This window comes from Streptomyces sp. NPDC004788 (genome assembly GCF_053601115.1).
In genome coordinates, this window is record NZ_JBSGBF010000099.1 from 1 (window position 1) to 22,290 (window position 22,290).

Below are 22,290 nucleotides of genomic sequence, written 5' to 3' on the forward strand. Positions count from 1 at the left end.
CCGGCCGGACGGGCCGCCGTGCCGTCCGGGTGCCGGGCCGCCGGGCCGTCCGGCCGGACGGGCCGCCGTGCCGTCCGGCTGCCGGGCCGCCGTGCCGTCCGGCTGCCGGGCCGCCGGCCCGACAGTCCGTCACGTCACCAGCACGACCCGCCCCGTCGTCCGCCGCTCTTCGAGCAGTTCGTGGGCCCGCGCGGCCTCTTCCAGCGGTACGCGTGCGTGGATCACCGGGCGTACGGCGCCGTCCGTGACCATGCGTACGAGGTCGCGCACCGCCTGCTGGGCCTGGCGCGGGCGGTGTTCGAGGACGGCGGGCATGCTGAAGCCGATGACGCTCCGCATGCCGAGCAGGTCGAGCACCGGCAGATCGGGCTGGGCGGTGTCGCCGCCGGAGCCGCCGTAGACGACGAGCCGGCCGTAGGGGGCGAGCAGCCGGACGTCCGTGACGAGCTGTTTGCCGCCGACGCCGTCGAGCACGACGTCGACGCCGCCGCCGGCGGCCTCGGCCACCTGCTCGGCCCAGTCGGGGGCCGTGTAGTCGACGACGTGGTCGGCGCCGATGGAGCGCGCGAAGTCCCGCTTCGGCGCGGAGCCCGCGGTGGCGATCACCCGGGCCGCGCCGAGTTGTCGGGCGGCCTGGACCGCGATGTGTCCGACGGCGCCCGCGCCGGCGTGCACGAGTACCGTCTCGCCGGGCGATACCGCGGCGGTGCGCAGCAGGTTGAGCGCGACCCGTCCGGTGGAGCCGAGCAGGGTCGCCTCGGCGTCGTCGATGCCGTCGGGCAGCTGCAGGACCCGGGAGGCGGGCGCCGCAACGTAGTCGGCGTAGGCGGCGGGCGCCTTCCACACCACGACGCGGGTGCCGGGGGCGAGCCCCTGGACCTCGGAGCCGACGGCGACGACGACGCCCGCGACGTCGGTGGAGGGGCAGTGCGGGAGGGCGGGGGCGCCGAGCGGGAAGGTCCCGCGGCGGCGCTGGACGTCGGCGTGGTCGACGCCGATGGCCATGGCCCGTACGAGGACGTCCTGCGGCCCGTACACGGGCAGGTCGGTCTCCTCCGTCACCAGGACGTCGGGGGAACCGAAGGCGTGGTAGCGCACGATGCGCACGTGCTTTCCTTTCGGGGTCTCGGGTGCGGGCGGCCTCAGCCGGGGGCCGTGCGGGCCCGCAGGCGTACGCACCAGTCCCACACGTCGGTGTGGAGGGTGTGCAGCGGGCAGAGCACGAGTTCGGCGTCGCCCGCCGTCCGGTGCCGGAAGAGCAGCCGTGCGCCGTCGTCCTCCAGGTCCACGGCCTGCGGCTGGAGCCACCACTGGTGCAGGGACAGCGCGATCTGGCGCAGCCGTACGGACTTGGCGGCGGCCGTGCGGTCGTCGGCGAGCCGGCGGGCGCCCGGGCAGCGCGCCCCGCCGCACTCGGTGGTGCGGGCGGCCGGGTTCAGGGGCGTCCAACGGTCGAGGACGTCCATGTCGTCGCGGGAGAACCCGCTGGCTGGGGTGCAGTCCAGGAGGAGGCCGGCCTCCCGGGCCTGGTGCACGTCGGTCTCGTCCATGCCGACATGGGTGATCCGTCAGTCGCCCATGCCGATGCCGCCGCTCACCGGGACCACGGCACCGGTGACGAACGCGGCGGCGTCGGAGGCCAGGAAGCGGACCACGGCGGCGACCTCGTCCGGGGTGCCGGTGCGCTTGAGCGGGGTGTTGGCGATGAGTTCGGCCCGTCGCCGGTCGGTGACGTGCTGGATCATGTCCGTCTCGATCAGGCCGGGCGCGACCACGTTGGCGGTGATGTTGCGCGAGCCGAGCTCCCAGGCCAGCGACCGGGCCAGGCCGACGAGGCCGCTCTTGGAGGCGGCGTAGTTGGTCTGGCCGGGCGAGCCGAGGGTGCCCATCACCGAGGACATGAAGACCAGCCGGCCCCACCGCTTGCGCAGCATGCCGCCGGTAGCGTGCTTGGCGAGCCGGAACGCGCCCGTGACGTTGGTGTCCAGGACGTCGTGGAAGTCGGCCTCGCTCATCATCGGCATGAGGCCGTCGCGGGTGATGCCCGCGTTGGCCACCAGCACGTCGACGGTGCCGAACTGGGCCTCGACCTCGGCGACCGCCCGCTTGACGGACGCCTCGTCGGTGACGTCGCAGCGCACGCCGAAAAGGTCGGCCGGCGGCTCGCCGCTGCGGTGGGTGACCGCCACCTTGTCGCCGGCTTCGCTGAAGGCGCGGGCGACGGCGAGACCGATGCCCCGGTTTCCTCCACTGATCAGGACGGTACGGCTCATGACGGGATCCTTTCGGGGTCGGGCGTCGGGTCGGGCGTGCGGCCGGTCCCGTCCTGCGGGAGTCCGCAGGCGGACCGGAGGGCGTGCACGGCCCTGTCGGTGTCGGTGAAGTGCAGTCCGCGCCAGCCGGCGCGGACCGCGCCCTCGCAGTTCTCCGCGAGGTCGTCGGCGAGCAGGTTCTGCTCGGGGGGCAGGCCCGAGCGGCGCGCCGCCAGGTCGAAGATCTCCCGGTCGGGCTTGCGGCAGCCCACCTCGAAGGACATGACGAGGGCGTCGAAGTCCTCGGGCGGCACCATCAGGCGCCAGTACGGGTCCCAGCCCGGCGGCATGTTGGAGAGCAGGCCCACGAAGACGCCGGCGGCGCGCAGGCGGCGCAGCTCGGCGATCCAGGGCTCGTTGACCCGGCGGTCGGCGAACCAGCGTTCGGCGAAGCGGGACATGTCGGCGGTGACGCCGAAGGAGTCGCGCAGGACTCGCTCGACCTGCCGGCCCCACTCCTCCTCGGTGGCCAGGGGGGTGTCGAGGACCTCCATGGAGCCGGCGCCGTAGGACTCGCCGACGACGCGCATCGCCGCGTGCAGGGTGCGCGGCTCCAGGCCGGCGCGGCCGCAGAAGGACTCGACGGCCCAGGACAGCGGCGGGGTGAGCACCCCGCGGAAGTCCGTCCAGACGGCTCGTACGGGGGCGGTCACGCGGCCGCGCCCGTACGAGCCGTGGCGCCGGCCCCGGCCGTGGTGCCGGCCTCAGCGGCGGCCGCGGTCCCGGCCTCGGCCGCCGTCTCCTCGGCGAGTCGCACGGTGACGGTGGCGATGGTGCGTCCCGCCTGTTCGAAGACGACGTCGAGGGTGTCGCGGCCGCGCTCCGGCATCGCGGCGGAGAGCGTGACCGGGGCGTCGAGTTCGGCGAACCGGAGGAACGCGGCGTCCATGCCCAGGACGTGGGTACGGCTGAGCCGGCGGCCGCGCCAGAAGGCGGCCAGCAGGCTGAGCTGGCGGGCGCCCTCCAGGAGGGTCATGGCCGGATAGTGGTCGTACTCGTGGTCGAAGAGGCTGCGGTTGGCGAAGTCCGGGGTGAGCCGGGCGGTCAGCCGGCCACCGTCGAAGGCGGGCGAGCCGAGGACGACGTTGCCGCGGACGTTGCGGCCGACCTGCTCGGGCGCGAGGACGGCGGAGCGGTCGGGCGGCGGGACCTCGCGGGTGGACGGGGCCACGCCACCGCGCTGGAACTCGCGCAGGGCCCGGTACTCGGTCTTGGTGAGGGCGCTGACCTGCATGGTGGCGGTGCCGACGGGGCGCCCGTTGAAGGTGAGTTCCTGTGTGACGCCGACCTTGCGGGCCCGGTCGGCCTTCATCCGTACCGTCGGGTACTCGGTGAGCAGCTGGAGCTCGCCGGGGTCGCTGCCGGTGCGCAGGGCGTCGGCGTCCCGCAGCTGGACGGACACCTCGTTGACGAGGAAGGAGGTGTCCATGGGGATGTCGAGGAAGGTGTGGGCGGCGCAGACGGCGGCCTGCCGGGACGCCTCCAGGACGAGCAGGACGTCGGTGACGGCCGGGTCCTGCACGTGGTCGTTGTAGTAGCTGTGGGACAGCGGGGTCTGGGCGCCGGCGAGGTAGACGGAGTCGCCGACCTGGCGTGCGTCGGTGACGAACACCTCGGCGACCGCGGCACGGTGGACGAGGTGCCGGTCGACGGTGTGGGCGAATCGTATCTGCAGGGCGGGCTCGGCGGTCGTGGCCACCGCGGTCTCGGACATGTGGGTTCTACTCCGTGCTTCGGGTGAGGGAGGCCGGGAAGGGGCCCCTGGGGGGCGGTTCGGCGGCGGTTCAGCGGCGTGCGGCACGACGCCGGCCGGCGCCCAGGACGGCGGCGGCCGCGACGGCTCCGGCGGCGAGCAGCAGGCCGGCCACGGTGAGGGTGGCGGCGTCCGGGTGGACCAGCGACTGGCCGCGCAGCGCCTGCCAGGTGACGAGCGCGATCAGCCCGGCCCAGACGGCGCCGAGGACCACGACCAGGCCGGTGGCGACCCGCTCGTCGGCGAACAGGGACCCGCGCCGGCGGCGGCCGGCCCGCATGAGGGCGAGGGCGGCCAGCGGGAGGACCTGGAGCGCGTGGATGCCGACGAAGTGCGGGATGCGCAGATCGCCGCCGACGGTGCTCCAGTTGGTGAGCGGCATGCCGGGACCGCCGTCGGCCACACCCACGTTGTGGGCTCCGACGAGGGTGGGCAGGCCGGCGTCGAGCGCCTGCTGCTGCTCCGGGGTCGGCGGGTTCATCAGCATGCCGAGGGCCATGCCGATGACGGCGAGCCACAGCCCGAGCCGTACGCCCCAGCGCAGCGCGGCCGGCATCGACCGGTCCCTGAGCACCAGGACGCCGGCGAGGAAGTTGGACGACCACAGCACGACCACGGCGACGGTCATGCCGTTCATGAAGGCGGTGTTGACGTCCGTGGTGTGGTTGAAGTGACTGAACGTCCCGCGGCCGGCCTGGATGCCGATGATCAGCATCTCGGCCAGGGAACTCAGGGCGATGAGCGTCCCGGCCCACCATGCGGTGCGCGGGAAGCGCGTGACGCGCGGCAGGAGCCAGGCGAGCGTCAGCCCGTAGACGGCCAGGGAGAAGGCGAAGTGCAGCGGCTTCAGCCAGATCGGCGCTCCGTTGAGCACCCGGTCGTCGACGGCCAGGCCCACGAGGGCGCCGAGGGTGACGACGCCCATGGCGGCGGAGAACACGGCCAGTGGCCGGTGAAGCGCCGGGCCCGCGGCCGCCGGCGCGGGGGCCGCCGAGGCCGCCGCCGCGTCGCCTTCCCGGCTCGCACTGATCACTGAGGGCATCGGATTCCCTTTCCACGCCACGTCCACGCCACGCCGTTCGGGGCGTTGTCGAGAACCGAGCATGGGTGCCCTCCGGGGCCGTCTCAACGCCGCTGCCTCCAAGGGGCAGGGGGCACTGCCTCGAAAGTGACATCGAGAGGCATCCCCCCTGGTCAAAGGGGTGCACCTGGTCGACACACGAGGGCTGCCACTTGCGGCGACGCGGTGCGCGCCTTGGTGGCAGATCCCTTCTTCGGCCCTTTCCGGCCTGGCAGATTCCTGATCACCGGTCGGCGGAGGTCGCCGACCGAGAGGGGAGAAACCGCCGTGTCGAACAACTCTGTGGCGCTGTCGTCGGCCGAGATCGAGAACCGCATCCGGATCATCGTGGCCGAGGAGCTGGAAGTGGAGGGCGAGCCGGCCGAGCTGGACGCCACGGCTCAGTTCGTCGAGGACCTCGACGCGGACTCGCTGGCGCTGATACAGATCCTGGCCCGCATCGAGAAGGAGCTGGGCATCGCGGTTCCGGTCGACCACGCCGAGAACCTGACCGACCTCGCGACCCTGTCCGGCCACGTGATCGCGCTCGCTTCGGGAGCCGAGCGTGCCTGAGTCCACCGCACGACGTGTCGTGGTGACCGGACTGGGCGCGGTGAGCAGCCTCGGCATGAGTGCCGAGGCCCTCGCCGGCTCGGTCCGGGAGGGCCGGAGCGGCATCTCGCCGATCCGCTCCTTCGACACCGCCGGCTTCCCGAGCGTGATGGCGGGCGAGGTGCACGACTTCGAGCCGCGTGACACGCTGCGCCGGCTCGACACCGACCGGTGGGGACGCTCCAGCCTCCTCGCCGCGGCGGCCGCCGTCCAGGCCGTCGAGGACGCCGGTCTGAGCCGCGCCGAACTGGCCGGGGCCCGTTCGGGTTCGGCGATGGGAACGACCAGCGGAGAGGCGCCCGCCGTCGACCGGCTCACCCAGGAGTGGGTGGCCGGCGGGCTGAAGAGCCTCTCCCCGCACCTGGTGTCCCAGGTGCCCGCGGGCCGGATCGCGGCCGCCGTCAACACCGAACTGGGCCTGACGGGAGAGGCGCAGACCCTGCCCACGGCCTGCTCGGCGAGCAACTACGCCATCGGTTACGCGGCCGATCTCGTCGGCACCGGCGAGGCCGACTACATGATCGCCGGCGGCGCCGACTCGGTGAACCGCTACACCCACGCGGGCTTCCTGCGGCTCGGCGCCCTCTCCGAGGACGTGTGCCGGCCCTTCGACAAGGACCGGGCCGGCATCCTGACCGCCGAGGGCGGCGTGGCGCTGCTGCTCGAACCGCTCGACCGGGCGGTGGCCCGGGGTGCGCGGATCTACGCGGAGGTGCTCGGCTACGGGCTCAGCTGCGACGCCAAGCACATGGTGCACCCGGACTCCGGGAGCATCGCCGAGTGCATCCGGCGCGCCCACCGCAACGCGGGCATCACGCCGGACCAGGTCGACTACATCAGCGCCCACGGCACCGGCACGCCGACCAACGACATCACCGAAGTCACCGCCATCCGCGAGGCGTTCGGGACCACCCTGCCGCCGGTCAGCTCGGTGAAGTCCATGCTCGGCCACACCATGGGCGCGGCCAGCGGGTTCGGCGCCCTGATCTGCTGCAAGGCGATCGAGCAGGGCTTCCTGCCGCCGACCGCGAACCTCCGCGAGACGGACCCGGCGCTCGGCCCGGGCCTGGATCCGGTGCCGAACAGGGCCCGTCCGGCCGAGGTGCGCATCGCGCAGAACCACGGCTTCGCCTTCGGCGGCAACAACGCCATCACGATCCTCGGGAAAGTGTCATGACGACAACGCTCGCTTCCACCCCCGGCGCCGCGCCGTCGGGCGCGCTGCCCCGGGTCCGTCCCCTGGCCGTCACCGCCCACGGTGTCGTCTCGCCGGCGGGTCTCGGCCTCGACGCCCTCGCCGAGGCACTGCGCGGTGACCGCACGGCCTGTGCCGATGCCGCACAGCTGCCGCTCGGCGAAGCGCAGGACGACGGTCTGCCGGGCGAGGTGCGGGTCGTGCCGGACTTCCGGATCGCGGACCACGTGGGCCGCAAGGGCACCCGCCACCTGGACCGGACGACGGCGCTCGGCCTGGCCGCGGTGGCGGTGCTCCGCTCCGGTTCGGCCGACCCGGTGGACGCCCGCCCCGGCGACGCCGGCCCGGCGGACGGTGCCGGGAACCACCCGGAGTGGACGACGACCGGTGTGGTCGTCGGCAGCACCTCCGGCAGTGTGCGCAGCAGCAGCGAGTTCGCCCGCGACACCCATGTCCAGGAGCGGCCCTACCTGGTCAACGCGGCCGCCTTCCCGAACACGGTGATGAACTCGGTCACCGGTCAGATGGCCATCTGGCACGGTCTGCGCGGGATCAACGCCACGCTGTCCGGCGGCACCACCGCGTCGCTGAACGCCTTCCGGTACGCCCGCAACGCCCTGGACCGCGGCCACGCCGAGCGGCTTGTCGTGGGTGGCGTCGAGGAGCTGTGCCCGCAGACGGTCTGGGGCTGGCACGCGACCGGCGGCCTGACCGGCGGCGTGCCGGTCGGTGAGGGCTGCGCGGTGTTCGCCGTCCGGGACGCCGAGGCGGCCCGCGCGGCGGGCGCCCCGGTGCTCGCCGAACTCCTCGCCTGCGAGACGGCGTTCGTGCCCGAGGGCGCTCGGCCCGGGCCGGCCCGGGCACTGGCCGACTGCATCGGCCGGGCCCTGGAGCGCAGCGGCGTGGACGCCGGGGACGTCGCTCTCGTCTCGCTCGGCGCCACCGGGCTCACCGCGCTCGAGGAGGTCGAACTGCGCGCCGTACGCACCGCGCTGGGCGCCCGTCCGGTGCCGACCGTGCGGGTCAAGGACGTCACCGGCGAGGCGTACAGCGCCGACGGCGCCCTGCAGTTGGCGGCCGTGCTGGCCCACTGGCAGGGCGAGGAGGCCGGACCGGGCCGGATCGCCCTGGTCACCTCGGTCGGGCACGACGGCAACGTCGCCTGCCTGGTCGTACGGGACGGAGCCGCCGGATGAGTACGGAACGCGGCGGCGGCGCGAACCCGGCACGCGGCGGCTCCGGCGTCCTCGTCGTCGGCGCCGGCCCGGTCGGTCTCGCCGTGGCCACCGGTCTCCTGCAGCAGGGGATCCCGGTCCGGCTGATCGACCAGGCCGAGCGGCCGAACCCGCACGCCAAGGCGATCACGCTGTGGCCGCGGGCCCTGGAGGCCCTCGACCGGCTGGGCGCTGCCACGGAGATCCTGGACCGCGGGCTCGCCCTGCACGCGCAGAACTACCACTCGGGTGGCCGCCGGGTCGCCCGGCTCACCTTCGACAAGGTGCGCGACACCCGCTTCCCGTTCGCGGTGTCGCTGCCGCAGCAGCACACCGAGGAAGCCCTGCGCCACCGCTTCGAAGCACTGGGCGGCAAGACGGAGTTCGGCGTCCGGCTCACCTCGCTCGACCAGGACGGCGACGGCGTGACGGTCGGGCTGACCGACGCCGAGGACCGGGCCTCCCAGGTCCGCGTGGACTGGCTGGTCGGCGCCGACGGCGCCCACAGCACGGTGCGCACCGCGCTGGGCACGGGCTACGAGGGGGAGACGTACCCGCAGCGGTTCCTGCTGTCGGACGGCCCCTGCGACACCCCGCTCGCCCAGGACGAGGCCCACTACTTCATGACCGCCAAGGGCGTTCTCGTCGTGGTCGGCCTGCCCGGCGGCAACTTCCGGGTCTTCACCAGTCTCGCGCCGGACGCCGAGGTCGCCGAGGACGTGCGCGCCGAGGTGCAGCGCGCGGCCTCCGAGCGCTGCCCCGTGCCGATCCGGCTGACCGGCGAGCACCGCACCGGCGTCTTCCGGGTCCACCGCAGGATCGCCGACCGCTTCCGCGACCGGCGGGTGCTGCTGGTCGGCGACGCGGCGCACATCCACAGTCCGGCCGGCGGCCAGGGCCTCAACACGGGCATCGAGGACGGCGCGACCCTCGCCTGGCGGCTCGGTTCGGTCCTCGCCGGCGGTTCGCCGGAGTCCTTCCTGGACCGCTGGGAGGCGGAGCGCCGCGCCGTCGCGCAGGGCGTGCTCGGCGACACCGACCTGCAGACCCGGCTGTGGATGATGAAGGGCTGGCGGCGCAACGTGCGGGACACGGCCCTTCGGGTCGGCGAACGCACCGGCCTGCTCGACCGGTTCGTCATCCCCCGGCAGACCCAGCTGTCCCTGGTCCACCCCGGCCCGCGCCGGTCCACCGGCCGGCTGCGCGAGGGCGCGCGGCTGCCCGACGTGCCGCTCTCCCCCGCGTACGAAGCGGGCGGGGCGCGCCACGAACGTCTGCACGACCTCCTCGACGGCGGCCGGCCCCTGCTGCTCGTGTTCGCCGCCGACCGGCGCGACCCGGCCCGTACCGCCGAGGCGTTCTCGGCCGCCGCCGCACTGGACCGGCCCGGCCACCGCACCCTCGTCGTCTCCGGCGCCCCGTCCCCCCGGGAGAGGAGCGGCGTGCCCGTGCTCGCCGATCCCGCCGGAGCCCTGCACGCGGCACTGGGCCTGCGCGGCCCCGCCGTGTGCCTGGTGCGTCCCGACGCGGTGGTCTCCACCCTCGGCCGGCCGGGCGATCTGCGCCTGGTCCGCGACCTCGTGGAGCTGCCCGCGTCCCCGCACCCGCACCCCGTACCGGAACCGCTCACATAAGGAGCCCGTCCCCATGACCACCCCCGACACCCGGTCCGCCGGGACCCGACCGGGGCTCACCCTGCTCGTGGTGTGTCTCGGCGTACTGATCGTGCCGCTCGGCGTCAGCGGCACCCCCGTCGCGCTTCCGGACATCGGCCGCGAGCTCGGCGGCGATCTGGCCTCTCTGCAGTGGGTGGTCAACGCCTACAACGTGATGGCGGCCAGTCTGATGATGGTCGCCGGGTCGCTCGCCGACCTGATCGGCCGCAAGAAGATGTTCGCGTTCGGCTCCGGCCTGTACGCGCTCTCGCTGGTGGCCACGGTCCTCGCCCCCAGCGTGCTCGTCGTCGACATCGCCCGCGGTCTCGCCGGTGTCGCCGCGGCCGCCCTGATGACCTCGGCGACGGCGATCGTCGCCACCAGCTTCGACGGCGCCGAGCGCGCCAAGGCGTTCGCCGTGGCCGGCATGACGCTCGGCGCGGGTCTGGCGCTCGGCCCGACGACCAGTGGTCTGCTGGCCGGCGCGTTCGGCTGGGAGTCGGTCTTCTACGCGCACCTGGCGCTCGTGGTCCTCTCGATGCTCGGCCTGCCGTTCCTGCCGGAGTCGCGCAACCCCGGGGCGGGGCGCATCGACTGGCCCGGCACGATCACCTTCAGCCTGGCGCTCGTGCTGTTCACCCTGGGCATCATCCAGGGCCCGCAGAGCGGCTGGGGCAGCGCGACGGTGCTCGGCCTGTTCGCGGGATCGATCGTGCTGGTCGTCGTGTTCGCGGCGGTGGAACGGCGGCAGCAGGCGCCGATGTTCGACCTGTCGCTGTTCAAGGAGCGCCGCTTCCTCGGCGTGAACCTGCTCAACGTCGCCTTCTCGTTCGGCTTCATCGGTCTGCTCCTGGTGCTGCCGGCCTATCTCATCGGGGCCAACGGGGCGAGCGCCCAGGGCGCCGGCCTCATCATGCTGCTGCTGACCGGTCCGGTGCTGTTCTGCCCGCTGATCGCCGGCAAGCTGGTCGCGGGCGGCATGCAGATGCGCACCGTGCTCGGTCTCGGCCTGCTGCTGATCGCCGCGGGCTGCGCCCTCCTGACGATCGTCCACCCCGACATCACGGTGGCGGGTCTGGCCGCGCCGCTGCTCGTCTCCGGTGTCGGCGTCGGCCTGATCATGGGCGTGCTCGACGGCGCCGCGGTCAGCACGGTGCCGCCGGAGCGGGCCGGCATGGCCGCCGGCATGTTCAACACCATCCGGCTGGCCAGCGAGGCCATCGCCGCCGTGGTGATGGTCGCCGCCCTGGCCTCGCTGGTGCGCTCGCGGATCTCCGACGGGCTCGGCCGCTTCCTCGGCCCGGACGCCGCGGCCGGCCGCGCCTCCGACCAGGTCGCCAGCGGTGACACCGCGAGCGTGGTGGCCGACGCCCCGGCGCGCCTGCGGGACTCGTTCCTGGACTTCCTGTCCCAGGGACACACGGACGCGCTGCGCGTGGTCCTGTGGGCCTCCGCCGCGCTGTGCGCGGTGACCGCGGTGGTCGTGCACCTGATGCTCGCCGAGCGGTCCGCCGCGCCGGCGGCCGACCAGCAGCCCTCCGCAGAGCGCGAGCGGACGCTCGTCGAGGACTGACGGCACCCCCCTCACCGGGTGCCCGGCGTGACTCCCCCGCACGCCGGGCACCCGCTTCTCGTGAAAGGACGCACCATGCTGCACCCCGATGTCGTCGACGTGTGGCTGATCTCACTCGACGCGGTGGCGCCCGGGGGCCACGACGGCCGGGTGGACGAGCTCAGCCCGTACGAGCGACACCGGGTGTGGCGGCTCGGCGAGCGCAGTCCACGCGCCCGGCACCGTTACCTCACCGCCCATCTGGCGGTGCGTGAGATCGTCGCCGGCTACCTGGGCTGCCACCCGGCGGAGCTGACGCACGTGCGCAACGGCCCGCACGGCAAACCCGGATACAACCTCGGGTGGTGCCCGGGCCCCGCGGTGAGCCTCTCCCGCTCCGACGGCCTGGCCCTGCTGGGCGTACGGCCGCCGGGCGCGACGGTCGGCGTGGACGTGGAGCGCGTCCGGGCCGGCATCGACTGGGCGCGGGTCCTGGGCCGTCCCCGCGAGGTGGCCACCGTGCCGGGCTTCCGGGCCTGGACGCGTCTGGAGGCCGCGGTGAAGGCGTCCGGCCTGGGGCTGTCCGCCGCGGCGGGCCGGGACCTGTCGCCGTGGCCCGCCACCAACCTGACATTGCCTCACCCGTTCCGTGACTATGCCGCCGCGGTGGCCACCGAACGGCGTCACCGGGCGGTCGAAATAAGACTCCGCCACCATGTGGACGCCCCCCTCCGCTCGACGGCGGATCGTGCATCGGTGCAGGTCGGGTGATGGTAAGAATGCGTTGCAAGTGGAATTCCGGTCTCCTGTAGAAGCGATGTCTCGTTAGACTCCTCCGTGCAACGCAAGGGGGAGCTGATCATGATGAAGACCGAACCGGTCGAGGACTCCAGGGCTGCCGCACGGCGGTTGGAGAGCTGGCTGCTCTCCGGAAGAGACGAGATCATCCGTTCTTTCCACGACGCCCTGCTCGACATCTCCAGCCCTTTGGTGACCTCCGACGAACTCTGGGCGGAGGCCCGCGAACACGCGCGGCTCGTCCTGGAGGAATGCTGCGCCGCACTGCGCGCGGACGACGACCGGAGGGAGGGCAACGTCGCCCTCAGCCTCTCGGTGGGCCTGAGCACCCGGGGCATCCTGCAGACGGTGCACCCGGCCGACACGCTCCGCTCGTCGGGGCTGTTGTTCCAGACCACACTCCAGTACCTGGTCAGGGCGGTCGCCGACCTGCCGCCCGAGCAGGCGTCCCAGTGTCTGGGGCGCGCGGTGTCGGCGCTCAACGAGAGCCTGTCGACCTGTCTGCAGGTGTCGGCGGCCGGTTACGACGCCTACCTGCTGAACAAGGTGGAGGAACGCGCCGGCGGCCACCGCCGGCAGCTGGGCCGGGACCTGCACGACCATCTCGGCAACACTCTGGCGGTCGCGCACCGCTATCTCGATCTGCACGAGCAGACCGCGGGCCGGTCCCGGCCCGGCGAGGAGGGAACACCGTTCCTGGGCCGGGTGCGAGACGCGCTCGACGAGGCGTCCGATTTCACCCGCCAACTGATCTCCGATCTGCGCATAACGACAGGAACGCGCCAACTGGCCGATTCTCTGAGGGAATACGCGGAGCAGCACCAGCCGTCCGGAACCAGCCTCCACATCGAGGTGAACGGAGACGAGTCGTGGCTGCCGCCGGAACACGCCGAGGAGCTGTTTCTCGTCCTGCGGGAATTCCTGCGGAACTCACTCGCCCACGCGAGACCGAGAACCGTGGCGCTGAAGGTCGACGTGGCGCCGCACCGCGTGGACTGCTTCGCCCACGACGACGGTGACGGCTTCGACGCCGGCCGGCCGACGGGCCTCGGCACCGGCCTGCTGTCGATGCGGGAGCGGACGCAGGCCATGGGCGGATCGTTCCACCTGACCAGCACGCCCGGCGTGGGCACCGGTATGCGGATGTCCGTGCCGCTGCCGCCCGGTCCGGAACAGGCCGGGGGGCGAACCGCGTGGTGACCACGCACCGCATCGTGATCGCGGACGATCACACCCTGCTCCGCGACGCCCTGGCCGAACTGATCGCCGCCATGGGCGACTTCGAGGTGGTCGCCACCGCGGGCGACGCGCCGGGCATGGTGGCGGCCGTGGCCGAACACCGTCCCGCGGTGGTCCTCATGGACATCGAGATGCCCGGCAACGAGGACCCCGGCCGTACGGTCCAGGCCCTGCAGGCCGCCTCGCCCGAGACCAGGGTGATGGTGCTGACCATGCACGACGACCCACGACTGCTCCAGGCGCTGCTGCCGCTCGGCATCCGCGGCTTCCTGCACAAGACCGCGACCCACCGGTCGCTGACCGCCGCCCTGCGCGACGCCTGCACCCAGGACGGTCTGACCGTGTCGCTGCCGCCCCGCTCCCGGGCGAGCCGGGCACCCGCGCCGCAGCAGCCGCACGAGGCCCTCAGCCCCCGCGAGGTGGAGGTGATCACCCTGGTCGCCGCCGGCCACAGCAACCGACGCACGGCGACCGTGCTGGGCCTGACGGAGGGCACGGTCAAGCGCCACATGCGCAACATCTTCGCCAAGCTGGGCGCCACCTCCAGGGTCGACGCGGCCAACAAGGCAGTGGCCGCGGGTCTGATCACCCCGCCCGCCTCGGCTCCGCCGAAGACGGCTCCGCTCTGACGGCGGGGCGGCCGCGGCCGTGGCGGCGGGGCCGCGGCCTCCCGGGCTGTGCCCCGCCGCCTTTCGCACCACAGACCCTGCCGCCTACTTGCTCATCGCGAAACGCATCAGGGCGTGCTCGTCGCCCTGCTTGATCTTCCCCGTCACGTTGATCACTTCGAGCTTCCACGCGCCGCCGACCCGCATCGCCTTGGCCACCGCGCACCCGTTGTCCTGCGTGAGCAGGCTGGGCCAGATGTCGGCGACCTGCTGGGAGCTGCCGCCGGTCGCGTCGTAGACCTTGAAGCTGATGTTGCGCGCCTTCTGGAAGGAGCTGCCCTTCTTGTACGCGGCGGCGACGAACACGATCGACGTGATGTGGGCCGGGATACGGGCGAACTCGACGGTGATCGTCTCGTCGTCGCCGTCCCCGTGACCGGTCTGGTTGTCGCCGCTGTGGACCAGGGAGCCGTTGCCCATGGGGTCGAGCGAGTCGAGCCCCGCGAGGCGCACCGGGTCCGCGCCCTGCATGGCGACGGCGATCAGGTCGAGGTCGGTGCCGGTCGTGCGGCGCAGCTTGCCCAGCACTCCGCCGGCGCTGCCGCCGGTGGGGTCCCAGGAGACCCCTATGGACAGGTGGGTCACTCCGTCCAGGTCCGCCGGGCCGTCTTCCTTGGTGAGCGTGATCATGCGCGGGTCATCCTTCTGTCGAAGCCTCTACGACACGCAGAGTGTGCCCAGCCCCTGGGCGGTTCCCCCGTGGGACGACGAAATGACGGCGCCGCGCTCTCGGCGGGGGCGGCGGGCTGGTCTGCTTGCCCGGGAATCGGATCGCCAGCAACGGGGTTGGTGCGGGATGAGCCGTGATTGGAGGGGTCATGCGAGCGATTCAGGTGTACGGAGTGGGCGGTCCCGAGGTGCTGCAGGAGGTCGAGGTGGACCAGCCGCGGCCGGGTCCGGGCGAGGCGATCGTGGAGGTCGCCGCATCCGGGGTGAACTTCCTCGACGTCTACCACCGCGAAGGCCGGTACAGCCTCCCGCTGCCCTTCACCCCGGGCGCTGAGGGCGCCGGCACGGTCGTCGAAGTCGGACCCGGCGTCGCCGACGTCGCAGTCGGGGACCGGGTCGGTTGGGTGGAGATTCCCGGCACGTATGCCGAGCGGGCCGTCGTGGACTCTTCCCGGCTGGTGCCGCTGCCCGACGACATCGGCTTCGAGACAGCCGCCGCCGTGCTCCTCCAGGGCATGACCGCGCACTATCTCGTCAAGGACGCCTACCCGGTTCATGAGGGCGACACGGTGCTCGTGCATGCGGCCGCTGGTGGCATGGGGCTGCTTCTGACCCAGCTCATCACCCATCTCGGCGGCAGGGTGATCGGCACGACGTCGACCACGGCGAAGGCCGAGCTGGCGAAGCGTGCCGGGGCGGCCGAGGTGATCCTTTCCTCCGCAGTCGACGGTCTCGCGGCCGAGGTGAGGCGGCTCAACGGCGGTCAGGGACTGCCGGTCGTCTTCGACGGCGTCGGCGCGCACACCTTCGATGCGAGCCTCGCCAGCCTGCGAACCCGCGGCCATCTCGTGCTCTTCGGCGCGGCAAGTGGTGCCGTGCCTCCGTTCGATCCGATTCGGCTCGCCCACGGCGGTTCGCTGACCCTGATCCGGCCCAGCCTCGGGGACTTCATCGCCGATCGGTCCGAACTGCTCCGACGGGCCGCCGATGTGTTCGAGTGGGTGCGCTCCAAGGCGCTTGAGGTCACGGTGACGGGCCGCTACGCATTGTCCGAGGCCGCCCAGGCCCACAGCGATCTGGAGGCGCGGCGTACCACCGGCAAGCTGCTCGTCATACCCGATGCGGCCGCTGGACCTGGCTCACCCGTCCACAACCTCCCGGGACGTAACACCTAGCGCGGTTCGTCGTGACCGACGAGGTGGAGGAAGCGGTCGGCGAGGCCGTGCAGCCACGCTGCCCGCTCCGTGGCGATCTCCTTCAGCCGGGCGGTGTCGCTGCGGGCGACGAGATGGCCCATGTAGCGCTCGTTGAAGCGGGCGTACTCCTGGTGCAGGGTGCGCACCGCGTCCGCCACCGCTCGCTCCCGTACGCCGACGAGGCGCGCGAGCGGGGCGGTGAACTGCTTCCACCGGCCCTCGACGGCCTGCCGGAGCAGTGCGTCGAGCTCGCCGGCACGGCCGATGACGCGCAGCAGTTCGTCCGGTTCGAGGCCCAGGGCGTCCGCGAGGACGAGGGTCTGGCGGTCGGTTCCGTTCCATTGGTGGTCGTTCTCGGCGCGGGCGTAGTCACGCGGGTCCATGCCGATGCGCAGGGCGAGCCGTTCGGCGCTGAACCGGCGTGCCAGGCGGTGCTCGCGCAGGGACCTGGGCCGCAGGTCCATGAGCACCGGTACGGGGCACCACAGTGCGTCGGCGAGCGCGAAGAGTTCGGCCTCCGTCGGCGCCACCGTCCCCGCCTCCCAGCACATGAGGGCTTGCACGGGGCGGTGCACGCCCAACTGGCCTATGGCGGCGACGACCTGTTCGGGAGTCAGGCCGATGCGGAGGCGGGCGGCCCGGGCCTGGGCGGGAGAGAACGGAGGGTGGGAGGGGTGGGAGGGGTGCGAGGGCTGGAACGGTTGGGAGGGGTGGGACACGTGCGGATCACCTCGGGGGCGCTTCCCGGAGCGGCGGGAAGCGGGAGCGGGTCGGCGGGCCGTGGCGGTCGGCGGACCGGGGTGATCCGCCGACCGGCGTGGTCAGCGGACCGGGGTGGTCTGCGGGCCCGCTCCGTCCTCGTACGCGGCCAGCCCGTCCCAGTCGATGGCCTCGCGCTTGCGGCGGCTCTCCAGCACGTGGAAGAACAGGTTGAGCAGGACGGCCGTGAGCGTGCCGAGGGTGATGCCGCTGCCGAGGACGGCCCGCACCTCGGTGGGCATGCGCTCGAAGAAGGGGGCGACGGCGGTCGGGAGCATCGCGGCGCCGAGGCTGACGGCGAGGATGATGGCGTTGCGCTCCTCCCGCAGGTCGACCTTGGCGAGGATCTGGATGCCGACGGTGGCGACCATGCCGAACATCGCGACGGCGGCCGCGCCGAGCACCGGGTGGGGCACGGACGCCACCACGGCGCCGATCTTCGGCACCAGACCGAGGACGACCATGAAGAAGCCGGCCGCGACCACGACGAAGCGGCTGGTGACGCGGGAGATGCGGACCAGGCCGATGTTCTCCGCGAACGCCACGTACGGGAAGGAGTTGAACACTCCGCCGAGGACGGTGGCGATGCCGTCGGCCCGCAGCGCGCGGCTGACCGTCTCGCCGTCGACGTCGCGCCCGGTGATCTCGCCCATGGCGTACACGTCTCCCGTGGTCTCCACCATGGTGATGAGCATGACGATCACCATCGCGAGCATGGGCAGCACCTGGAAGTGCGGCAGGCCGTAGTGGAAGGGCGTGCTGACGCCGAGCCAGCCGGCCTGGTCGACCGTGTCGAACTCGGCGTCGCCGAGCAGCCACGCGACGGCGGTTCCGCCGACCAGCCCGAGCAGGATCGCGATGCTGCGCAGGAAGGGGCCGCCGAACCGCATCACGATCAGGATGAACAGGAGGGTGCCGCCCGCGTACGCGAGGTCGCCGGGGGTTCCGTACAGGGGGCCGCCCATGAGCGCCGCGCCGCCGCCGACGTCCTGGAGCGCCACCGGGATGAGGACGACGCCGATGACCGTGAGGAGGGTGCCGGTGACGACCGGTGGGAAGTACGCGGTCAGGCGCCCGGCGAAGGGCGCGACCAGGAAGGCGGCGACGCCGCCGGTGATCACGGCGCCGTACACCACGAGGAGTCCGGCGGTGCCGCCGCCCGCGCCCTGGCCGATGGCGATCATCGGCGAGACGGCCGTGAAGGTCGCGCCCTGGACGAGCGGCAGCCGGGCGCCGATCCGCCAGAAGCCCCAGGCCTGGATGACGGTGGCGATGCCGGCGGTGACCAGGTCGGCGTTGATGAGGTAGACGAGTTCCTGCCGTGAGAGGCCGAGGCTGCTGCCCAGGATCACCGGTACGAGCACCGCGCCGGCGTAGAACGCCAGGACGTGCTGGAATCCGTAGAGCGCGAGGGTGGGGAGGGGGAGGACCTCGTCCACCGGGTGGACGGTGGTGAGGGGTCGCCGACGCGCGGACAGTGGTGCCATCTCTGCCTTGCCTTGAGGGTAGGTGAATGAGAGTGGTGCGTGGGGGGCCTCGGGAGGAGACGTCCGGGTGGCCGCGCGGATCGGGCGGTACGGGGCCGGGGGCACGGGGTTGCCGCTGCGCTGCCAGGCATCCGGACATGGAGGCGTGAGGGGGCCGGGGCGAACGGCCCGGGCCGGAGACAGATCCTGGCGGACAGGCATGCTCTCGCGCAAGCCGTGGGATCGCACTTCTGAAGCAAAACCCCTTAGTAACTTACGAATCGATGGCTGACGGGTGCACGCGGTGCGGATTTCGTTGCCCGTTCTGATGCCGCGTCAGTTCGCGCCGCCGGCACGGGCCGACCCGCCGCTTTCCGCGACCACGCCCTTGACGGCCGGCGGACCGCCTCACATACTGACGGCCAAATCGATTTGGCCACCTCGCTTTGGCTCCCCGTCCAGGGCCGGATCGCGGCTGAACCCCTGTCGTGCCCAGTACGTGTCGAACGCCGATCGGAGCTCGAACGTGTCCAGTCCCCGCCAGTCCCCCACCGGAACCGATCAGCCGCCGGCACCCGCGCCGGAACCCGAAGGCCCCGCCCCGGTGGATGACCAGGTCCGTGCCGTCCCCGCCGTCCCCGCCGTCCCCGCCGTCCATCCCGTCGACGAGTCGCGCCCTCTGGGCCGGATCCTCCTCTTCGGGATCCAGCACGTCCTCGTCATGGCCGCCACACCGATCTCGGCCGTCTTCCTGATGAGCGCCTCGCTCGGCCTCGGCAACGGCCTCACCGTCAAACTGCTCTCCGCGGCCTTCGTGCTCTCCGGAGTCGGATCCCTGATCCAGTCGCTCGGCCCCTGGAAGTTCGGCTCCCGGCTGCCGTTCGTGATGCTGCCCGGGGGCGCGCCACTGATCCTCTTCCTCTCCATCGCCGAACAGCACGGCCTGCGCACCGCGTCCGGCGCGGTGATCCTCACCGCCGCCTTCACCTTCGTCGTACTGCCGCTCTTCTCCCGGCTCCTCGCCTTCTTCCCCGCCCTCGTCATCGGCACCATGATCGTCATCGTCGGCGTCAACCTGGTGAAGGTCGGCGCGGTCCTCGTCACCGGACGCCCCGGCACCCCCGGCTTCGCCGACCCCTCGAACCTCGCCCTCGGCATGGCGACGATCGGCTTCACCGTCGTCTTCTACCTGCTGTTCACCGGCGTCCTGCGGCAGCTCGCCGTCATGCTCGGGCTCCTCGCCGGCACGGCGCTGGCCGCGGTCCTCGGACACGTGGACCTCGGCCGCGCGGCCGACGGCGGCCTGTTCGGTCTGCCGCAGCTGATGCCGTTCGGCTCGCCGCAGTTCAGCCTCGTGGCCGCGCTGCCGCTGATGCTCTACAGCCTCGCCTCGATGGCGGAGGCCACCGGCCAGACCGTCATCAACGCCGAGGCGGTCGGCAAGGACATCGACCGGCGCACCGCCGTCCCCGCGACGGTCCGCGGCGACGCGCTCACCTCCCTCTTCGGCGGGTTCCTCGGACTGCCGCTGATGGTGACGAGCGGCGAGAACATCGGCATCGTCCGGGTGACCGGCGTCCGCAGCCGTTACGTCACCGCTGCGGCCGGCGCGGTCCTCATCGCCATCGGCTTCCTCGCCCCCGTGACGCGCGCGATCAGCCTCGTGCCGTCGGCGGTCGTCGGAGGCACCGCCATGGTCGTCTTCGCGGTCGTCACCGTGCTCGGGGTGCAGCTGCTCGGACGCTCCGACCTCGACAAGCACACCCACACGTTCGTCTGCGCCGTCGCCCTCGCGCTCGGACTCCTGCCCATCCTCGTGCCGGGCGTGTACGCGGGCTTCCCGCCGAACGTCCGCATCCTCCTCGAAAGCGGCGTCGCGGTCGGCGCCGTCACCGCCGCCGTCCTCAACGTCCTCTTCCACCACCTCAGGCCGGGCATCGCCGCCCGCCTGGTCACCAGCCGTACGGAAAGCCACCGATGAACCAGCACATCCGCCGACTCCTCGACAGCCCCGGCCCGCTCCTCCTGGAACCGGACGCCGTCCTGCTGCCGGAAGGGCCCGCCGACGGGTTCGCCGTCGTCGTCGCCGACGGCACCTTCCACGCCGTCGGCCCCTCGTCCGAACTCCGGCTCACCCACCCGCACTTGGAAGGCGTGCGACTGCCCGGTCACCTCCTGACGCCCGGCTTCGTCGACGCCCATCACCACCTCACGCAGAGCTTCGGCTCCGCACTCGCCTTCGGCGAGCCGTCGGAGATCTTCCGGCGGGTCTGGGTACCGCTGGAGAGCGCGCTCGACGAGGAATCGGCCTACACCGCCGCCAAGTTGGCCGCCCTCGAAGCGCTGCGCGGCGGCTTCACCACCGTCGCCGACGCGGGCACCCGCGCCGACGTGGACGTGGACGTCGTCGCCTCCGCGGCGCGCGACGCGGGCATCCGCTGCGTCCTCGGGCTCGTCTGCAACGACGCCCCGGACACCCCGGACACTCCCGGCGCCGAAGCCGACCCCGCCGTCCTCGCCCGCGCGGAGAAGCACCTCGCGCGGTACGGGGGCGACCCGCTCGTCCACCCCTCCCTCGCCGTCTCCATCCCCGAGGCCGCGACCGACGCGACCCTGCGGCACGTCTCCCGGCTCGCCGCCGAGGCGGGAGCCACGGTCCAGATCCACGTCAACGAGCATCTGGCGAGCGTCGAACGCTCCCTGCTACGGCATGGCCTGCGCCCCCTCGAACACCTCCACCGCACCGGCGCGTTGGGCCCACAGCTGCTCGCCGCCCACGCCACGCTCCTCACCCCCCGCGAGCTGACCCTGCTGGCCGACACCGGAACCGCCGTCAGCTACAACCCGGTGGCCAGCGCCTGGAAGGGCAACGCCGTCGCCCCGGCGCTCACCATGGCCGAGCGCGGCATCCGCTTCGGCCTCGGCACCGACGGCACCCGTGGCGACGGTTTCCGGCTCGCCGAGGCGGCCGAGTCCGCCCAGCGGATCACGTACGGGCTCGCCACCGGCGACTCCTCCTGCGGCGCCGGCTGGACCTGGCTGGAGCACGCCACCCGCGGCGGCGCCGACGCCGTCGGTCTCGGCGCCCGGACCGGCGTCGTCGCCGAGGGCCTGGCCGCCGACTTCCTCCTGGTCGACGTCACCACCCCGGAGCTGGCGCTCTCCTGGGACGTACCCTGGGAGCTGGTGCGACGCGGCAACCGGGACCAGATCACCGCCGTCTTCGTCGACGGCCGGATGCGCCTGTGGCAGGGCCTGCCCACCACCTGGGACGGCCCCGCGCTCGTCCGGCGGGCGGCCGAACTGGCCCGCGCCTCCGTGGCCCGTGCTGCCATCACCCGAGCGCACCCCACGTCCACGGCGGCCCGGACGAGGAGCACAGCGGCGTGAGCGTCACCACCCTGGCCGTCCTCGCGCTCACCGTGGCGGTCGCCTCGTTCGTCCAGGGCAGCAGCGGCCTCGGCTTCGCGCTGATCGTCGCCCCGGTGGCCGGGCTCCTGGCCCCCGGACTGCTCCCGGTGTTCGTGCTGGCGGCGATGATCCCGCTGAACGTGTACGTCGCCTGGCGCGAGCGCGCCTCGCTCGATCTGCGCGGAGCCGGCTGGATCACCGCCGCGCGGCTCGCCGCCACCCCCGGCGGGCTCGCGCTGCTCTGGCTGATCCCGGACCGCAGCCTGGGCCTCTTCGTGGGCGTCGCCACCGTCCTGGCGGCGGTCGTGAGCCTCGCCGCGCCGGCCTTCAGCCCCGGCCGGGCCGCCTATCTCGGCGCGGGCGCGATCACCGGGCTCACGGAGACGGCCACCGGCGTCGGCGGCCCGCCACTGGCCCTGGTCTACCAGCACCGCCCGCCGGCCGAGCTGCGCTCCACCGTCGCCCTCTGCTTCCTCGTCGGTGAACTCGCCTCGCTGGCCCTGCTGTTCGCCACCGGCAAGGGGCAGCCGGCGGACCTCGGCTGGGCGCTGGCCCTGCTGCCGGCGATCGCCGTCGGCGCCTGGGCCAGCCGCCTGGTGCGGCACCGGCTGAACGCGTCCCGGATGCGGCTGTTCGTGCTCGGGTTCGCGACGGTCTCCGGGCTCGTCCTCATGCTCGGGCCGTGACCGGCACCGCCGAGGCGCAGGCGATCACCCGGGGCCTCACGCTCG

Annotated in this window: 21 protein-coding genes; 12 read left to right on the forward strand and 9 right to left on the reverse strand. The window is 73.0% G+C overall.

The window, feature by feature from the left end; translation table 11 throughout:
- Positions 1–129 precede the first annotated feature (129 nt).
- The 6 genes from ACWEJX_RS31090 to ACWEJX_RS31115 form a co-directional block, all read right to left on the reverse strand.
- The gene (locus ACWEJX_RS31090) at positions 130–1,107 is read right to left on the reverse strand and encodes a quinone oxidoreductase family protein (RefSeq protein ID WP_451610756.1); all 978 of its coding nucleotides are present in this window, start codon (positions 1,105–1,107) and stop codon (positions 130–132) included.
- A gap of 35 nt (positions 1,108–1,142) precedes the next feature.
- Positions 1,143–1,550 (reverse strand): hypothetical protein, encoded by a 408-nt coding sequence (locus ACWEJX_RS31095; RefSeq protein WP_451610757.1) that lies wholly within the window; start codon positions 1,548–1,550, stop codon positions 1,143–1,145.
- 18 nt (positions 1,551–1,568) lie between these two features.
- Positions 1,569–2,273, reverse strand: coding sequence for a 3-oxoacyl-ACP reductase FabG (gene fabG, locus ACWEJX_RS31100; protein WP_451610758.1), 705 nt, complete (start codon positions 2,271–2,273; stop codon positions 1,569–1,571).
- Complete coding sequence (locus ACWEJX_RS31105) at positions 2,270–2,965, reverse strand: HAD family hydrolase (RefSeq protein WP_451610759.1); 696 nt, start codon at positions 2,963–2,965, stop codon at positions 2,270–2,272. Before ACWEJX_RS31105 ends, fabG begins: the two co-directional genes overlap by 4 nt.
- Positions 2,962–4,026: a ScbA/BarX family gamma-butyrolactone biosynthesis protein gene (locus ACWEJX_RS31110; RefSeq protein ID WP_451610760.1), complete on the reverse strand. Its 1,065-nt coding sequence runs from the start codon at positions 4,024–4,026 to the stop codon at positions 2,962–2,964. Before ACWEJX_RS31110 ends, ACWEJX_RS31105 begins: the two co-directional genes overlap by 4 nt.
- 70 nt (positions 4,027–4,096) lie before the next feature.
- A complete protein-coding gene (locus ACWEJX_RS31115; protein ID WP_451610761.1) occupies positions 4,097–5,107 on the reverse strand; it encodes a hypothetical protein in 1,011 nt (336 codons plus the stop codon).
- Between the two features lie 306 nt (positions 5,108–5,413).
- On the opposite strand from ACWEJX_RS31115, the gene ACWEJX_RS31120 reads away from it, so the two are divergent.
- The 8 genes from ACWEJX_RS31120 (at position 5,414) to ACWEJX_RS31155 (ending at position 14,019) form a co-directional block, all read left to right on the forward strand.
- Positions 5,414–5,698, forward strand: coding sequence for an acyl carrier protein (locus ACWEJX_RS31120; RefSeq protein WP_451610762.1), 285 nt, complete (start codon positions 5,414–5,416; stop codon positions 5,696–5,698).
- Positions 5,691–6,914: a beta-ketoacyl-[acyl-carrier-protein] synthase family protein gene (locus tag ACWEJX_RS31125; protein WP_451610763.1), complete on the forward strand. Its 1,224-nt coding sequence runs from the start codon at positions 5,691–5,693 to the stop codon at positions 6,912–6,914. The genes ACWEJX_RS31120 and ACWEJX_RS31125 overlap by 8 nt, the downstream gene beginning before the upstream one ends.
- Positions 6,911–8,128, forward strand: coding sequence for a beta-ketoacyl synthase N-terminal-like domain-containing protein (locus ACWEJX_RS31130; RefSeq protein ID WP_451610764.1), 1,218 nt, complete (start codon positions 6,911–6,913; stop codon positions 8,126–8,128). The genes ACWEJX_RS31125 and ACWEJX_RS31130 overlap by 4 nt, the downstream gene beginning before the upstream one ends.
- The gene (locus tag ACWEJX_RS31135) at positions 8,125–9,780 is read left to right on the forward strand and encodes an FAD-dependent monooxygenase (RefSeq protein WP_451610765.1); all 1,656 of its coding nucleotides are present in this window, start codon (positions 8,125–8,127) and stop codon (positions 9,778–9,780) included. The genes ACWEJX_RS31130 and ACWEJX_RS31135 overlap by 4 nt, the downstream gene beginning before the upstream one ends.
- Before the next feature lie 13 nt (positions 9,781–9,793).
- A complete protein-coding gene (locus ACWEJX_RS31140) occupies positions 9,794–11,374 on the forward strand; it encodes an MFS transporter (RefSeq protein WP_451610766.1) in 1,581 nt (526 codons plus the stop codon).
- A gap of 75 nt (positions 11,375–11,449) precedes the next feature.
- Entirely contained in the window at positions 11,450–12,124 is a 675-nt protein-coding gene (locus tag ACWEJX_RS31145; RefSeq protein WP_451610767.1) for a 4'-phosphopantetheinyl transferase family protein, read from the forward strand.
- A gap of 90 nt (positions 12,125–12,214) precedes the next feature.
- The gene (locus ACWEJX_RS31150) at positions 12,215–13,351 is read left to right on the forward strand and encodes a sensor histidine kinase (protein ID WP_451610768.1); all 1,137 of its coding nucleotides are present in this window, start codon (positions 12,215–12,217) and stop codon (positions 13,349–13,351) included.
- On the forward strand, positions 13,345–14,019 hold the full coding sequence (locus tag ACWEJX_RS31155) for a response regulator transcription factor (protein ID WP_451610769.1): 675 nt from the start codon (positions 13,345–13,347) through the stop codon (positions 14,017–14,019). Before ACWEJX_RS31150 ends, ACWEJX_RS31155 begins: the two co-directional genes overlap by 7 nt.
- 84 nt (positions 14,020–14,103) lie before the next feature.
- On the opposite strand, the gene ACWEJX_RS31160 is transcribed toward ACWEJX_RS31155, so the two are convergent.
- A complete protein-coding gene (locus tag ACWEJX_RS31160) occupies positions 14,104–14,688 on the reverse strand; it encodes a TerD family protein (protein WP_451610770.1) in 585 nt (194 codons plus the stop codon).
- A gap of 212 nt (positions 14,689–14,900) precedes the next feature.
- Here ACWEJX_RS31160 and ACWEJX_RS31165 point away from each other — a divergent pair, with 212 nt between their 5' ends.
- Positions 14,901–15,902 (forward strand): quinone oxidoreductase family protein, encoded by a 1,002-nt coding sequence (locus ACWEJX_RS31165; protein ID WP_451610771.1) that lies wholly within the window; start codon positions 14,901–14,903, stop codon positions 15,900–15,902.
- On the opposite strand, the gene ACWEJX_RS31170 is transcribed toward ACWEJX_RS31165, so the two are convergent.
- On the reverse strand, positions 15,899–16,642 hold the full coding sequence (locus tag ACWEJX_RS31170; RefSeq protein WP_451610772.1) for a transcriptional regulator: 744 nt from the start codon (positions 16,640–16,642) through the stop codon (positions 15,899–15,901). The two genes, ACWEJX_RS31165 and ACWEJX_RS31170, sit on opposite strands and share 4 nt — an antisense overlap.
- Positions 16,643–16,744: 102 nt before the next feature.
- Positions 16,745–18,169: a nucleobase:cation symporter-2 family protein gene (locus tag ACWEJX_RS31175; protein ID WP_451610773.1), complete on the reverse strand. Its 1,425-nt coding sequence runs from the start codon at positions 18,167–18,169 to the stop codon at positions 16,745–16,747.
- 583 nt (positions 18,170–18,752) lie between these two features.
- Between ACWEJX_RS31175 and ACWEJX_RS31180 the strand changes: the two genes are divergently transcribed.
- Genes ACWEJX_RS31180 through ACWEJX_RS31190 form a run of 3 tightly spaced genes read left to right on the forward strand, consistent with a single transcriptional unit; the run spans position 18,753 to position 22,245 of the window.
- On the forward strand, positions 18,753–20,129 hold the full coding sequence (locus tag ACWEJX_RS31180; protein ID WP_451610774.1) for a uracil-xanthine permease family protein: 1,377 nt from the start codon (positions 18,753–18,755) through the stop codon (positions 20,127–20,129).
- Complete coding sequence (locus tag ACWEJX_RS31185) at positions 20,126–21,538, forward strand: amidohydrolase family protein (RefSeq protein ID WP_451610775.1); 1,413 nt, start codon at positions 20,126–20,128, stop codon at positions 21,536–21,538. The genes ACWEJX_RS31180 and ACWEJX_RS31185 overlap by 4 nt, the downstream gene beginning before the upstream one ends.
- Positions 21,535–22,245 (forward strand): sulfite exporter TauE/SafE family protein, encoded by a 711-nt coding sequence (locus tag ACWEJX_RS31190; RefSeq protein WP_451610776.1) that lies wholly within the window; start codon positions 21,535–21,537, stop codon positions 22,243–22,245. Before ACWEJX_RS31185 ends, ACWEJX_RS31190 begins: the two co-directional genes overlap by 4 nt.
- Positions 22,246–22,290: the final 45 nt, after the last annotated feature.